The 2,517-nt window shown below is 68.2% G+C and carries 4 protein-coding genes; all 4 read left to right on the top strand.

Going from position 1 to position 2,517, the window contains the following annotated elements; genetic code table 11:
• Nucleotides 1-247: 247 nt before the first annotated feature.
• On the top strand, nt 248-754 hold the full coding sequence (gene rimP / locus AOK00_RS34645; protein ID WP_055604101.1) for a ribosome maturation factor RimP: 507 nt from the start codon (nt 248-250) through the stop codon (nt 752-754).
• Nucleotides 755-756: 2 nt separating this feature from the next.
• Entirely contained in the window at nt 757-1,752 is a 996-nt protein-coding gene (gene nusA / locus AOK00_RS34640) for a transcription termination factor NusA (RefSeq protein ID WP_030322420.1), read from the top strand.
• A gap of 74 nt (nt 1,753-1,826) precedes the next feature.
• A complete protein-coding gene (locus AOK00_RS37900) occupies nt 1,827-2,108 on the top strand; it encodes a YlxR family protein (RefSeq protein ID WP_078944865.1) in 282 nt (93 codons plus the stop codon).
• 146 nt (nt 2,109-2,254) lie between these two features.
• The coding region (locus tag AOK00_RS34635) for a translation initiation factor IF-2 N-terminal domain-containing protein (RefSeq protein WP_159041922.1) at nt 2,255-2,517 on the top strand (263 nt) is incomplete at its 3' end.

The following is a 2,517-nucleotide window of genomic DNA, read 5'->3' as shown; positions in this document are numbered from 1 at the left end:
GGGAGCGCCGCCGCGGCGGCGGCCGAGACCCCCGCCGTCAGGAGTGCGCGCCTGCCCGTCGTCGTCACACTCTCTCCCTCAGCTGTGGTACGTCGTCGAAGATCGTCGGGATCACCGCAGGCGAGCGTACCCGCGGGCCCCGGGGCGGTGGACGGCAACACCCTCCCGGACCGGATACCCTTTGGTCTGACACGCGAGGAACACGCGACGAACCCACAACAGCACACGCGGCCGAGGAGTCACCCGGATGAGCACCACCCAGAGCGACAGGCTGCGCGGACTCGTGGAGCCGCTCGTCCACGCGAGGGACCTGGATCTCGAGGAGATCGAGGTGTCCCGGGCCGGCCGCCGCGGACTGCTGAGGATCGTCGTCGATTCGGACGAGGGCGTGGAACTGGACGCCTGTGCCGAGCTGAGCCGCGCGATCTCCGAGAAGCTCGACGAGACCGACGCGATGGGCGAGGGCGAGTACGTCCTCGAAGTCAGCTCCCCCGGCGCCGACCGCCCGCTGACCGAGCACCGCCACTACGTGCGGGCCACCGGCCGCCTCGCGAAGCTCCAGCTGACCACCGACGGCGCCGCCGAGGAGCTGGTCGCGCGGATCATGGCCGTGGACGAGGACGGCCTCGACCTCGAAGTGCCGGGTGTGAAGGGGCGCAAGCCCACCGCCCGCCGGGTCGCGTTCGCCGACATCGCCAAGGCTCGTGTCGAGATCGAGTTCAACCGCAAGGACAAGAAGGAAGAGGAGGCGTAGCCGTGGACATCGACGTGAAGCTGCTCAAGGGCTTGGCGAATGAGAAGGAGATCTCCTTCGACCTGCTGGTCGAGGCGATCGAGTCGGCCCTCCTCATCGCCTACCACCGCACCCCCGACGCCCGCCGCCACGCGCGTGTGGAGCTGAACCGGCAGACCGGTCACGTGACGGTGTGGGCGAAGGAAGACCCCTCCGATCTGGAGGAGGGCCAGGAGCCCAAGGACTTCGACGACACCCCGTCGGACTTCGGCCGGATCGCGGCGAGCACCGCCCGCCAGGTGATCCAGCAGCGTCTGCGGGACGCCGAGAACGACGTGACGTTCGGCGAGTACGCGCGCCGCGAGGGCGACGTCGTCGCCGGTGTCGTGCAGCAGGGCAAGGACCCGAAGAACGTCCTGGTCCGTCTGGACGACAAGCTGGAAGCCATTCTTCCGGTGCAGGAGCAGGTGCCGGGAGAGGACTACACGCACGGTCTGCGGCTGCGGACGTACGTCGTCCGGGTGGCGAAGGGTGTCCGCGGTCCGTCCGTCACCCTTTCGCGCACCCACCCCAATCTGGTGAAGAAGCTCTTCGCCCTCGAGGTGCCGGAGATCGCCGACGGCTCGGTCGAGATCGCGGCCATCGCCCGTGAGGCCGGTCACCGCACCAAGATCGCCGTCCGTTCCACCCGTTCGGGCCTGAACCCCAAGGGCGCCTGCATCGGCCCGATGGGCAGCCGCGTCCGCAACGTGATGGCGGAGCTGCTCGGCGAGAAGATCGACATCGTCGACTGGTCGGACGACCCGGCCGAGATGGTGGCGAACGCGCTCTCCCCGGCGCGGGTGTCCCGGGTCGAGGTCGTCGACATGGCGGCCCGTTCCGCCCGGGTGACGGTGCCGGACTACCAGCTGTCGCTGGCGATCGGCAAGGAGGGCCAGAACGCCCGCCTCGCCGCGCGGCTCACCGGTTGGCGCATCGACATCCGTCCCGACACCGAGCCGAGCGGTCCGGAGGACTGAGACCGTTTTTGGCCAACAACTGTTCGATTCTTGCCCCAAAGAGGTGAGGTCGGTACGGGGAGGTAGACTTAATAGTGTCTGGCCGGACGCATGCCCGCGCGTGCCCTGAGCGAACCTGTGTGGGATGCCGGGTGCGAGCGGCCAAGAGCGATCTGCTGCGGATCGTGGTGAACAAGGACGAGTGCGTTCCTGATCATCGCGGTACGCTGCCCGGCCGGGGTGCGTACCTGCACCCCGCCGTGGCTTGTCTCGACCTGGCGGTCCGCCGCCGAGCGTTGCCGAGGGCCTTCAAGGTCCAGGGCCCGCTCGAAACAGCGGAACTACGTCACCACGTCGAACGGCCGGCACCGCAGTGAAGAAGTACGGCACGGAACACCGTGCGGTCAGGTACCTCGCGAGTTGGAAGTAGGTCGAGATTGCGATGAGCACTCGATGAGTACGCGATGAGTACGCCCATGAAGTAGCGACGGTCCGGCGGTAACCCGGACCTCAAAGGAGCGAAGTGGCTAAGGTCCGGGTATACGAACTCGCCAAGGAGTTCGGCGTGGAGAGCAAGGTCGTCATGGCCAAGCTCCAAGAACTCGGTGAATTCGTCCGTTCGGCGTCCTCGACGATCGAGGCGCCGGTCGTGCGCAAGTTGACTGACGCTTTGCAGGGTCCCGGCGGCAACGCCGGCAAGACCGCTGCCAAGCCTGGCGCGCCTCGTAAGGCCGCCCCCTCCAAGCCCGCGGCGCCTTCTCCGGCCGCCGCGGGCTTGGAGGGGGC

Origin of the sequence: Streptomyces aureus (assembly GCF_001418135.1) — a bacterium.
In the GTDB taxonomy this organism is placed as follows: Bacteria; Actinomycetota; Actinomycetes; order Streptomycetales; family Streptomycetaceae; genus Streptomyces; species Streptomyces aureus_A.
The sequence above is the reverse complement of the archived record's forward strand: the minus strand, read 5'-3'. Positions and strand labels throughout refer to the sequence as shown.